We start from the raw sequence: 414 nt of genomic DNA on the forward strand, positions 1-414 counted from the left end.
AACGCCGCTATCGTTGGTCAGCCGGCATATAAAATTGCTGAACTGGCAGGCTTCTCGGTTCCGGAAACAACTAAGATCCTGATCGGTGAAGTGAAAGTTGTTGATGAAAGCGAGCCGTTTGCTCACGAAAAACTGTCCCCGACGCTGGCGATGTACCGTGCGAAAGATTTCGAAGATGCGGTAGACAAAGCAGAGAAACTGGTTGCGATGGGTGGTATCGGCCACACTTCTTGCCTGTACACTGACCAGGACAACCAACCAGAACGCGTTGCTTACTTCGGTCAGATGATGAAAACTGCGCGTATCCTGATTAACACCCCGGCTTCACAGGGTGGTATCGGCGACCTGTACAACTTTAAGCTCGCACCTTCCCTGACTCTGGGTTGTGGTTCCTGGGGTGGTAACTCCATCTCT

At 51.7% G+C, this 414-nt stretch carries 1 pseudogene; it reads left to right on the forward strand.

Going from position 1 to position 414, the window contains the following annotated elements:
- A pseudogene (locus FDX22_RS00375) lies at positions 1 to 414 on the forward strand (bifunctional acetaldehyde-CoA/alcohol dehydrogenase); the annotation flags it as partial.

The organism is Citrobacter sp. TBCS-14, assembly GCF_005280805.1.
Classification (GTDB): Bacteria; Pseudomonadota; Gammaproteobacteria; order Enterobacterales; family Enterobacteriaceae; genus Citrobacter; species Citrobacter gillenii.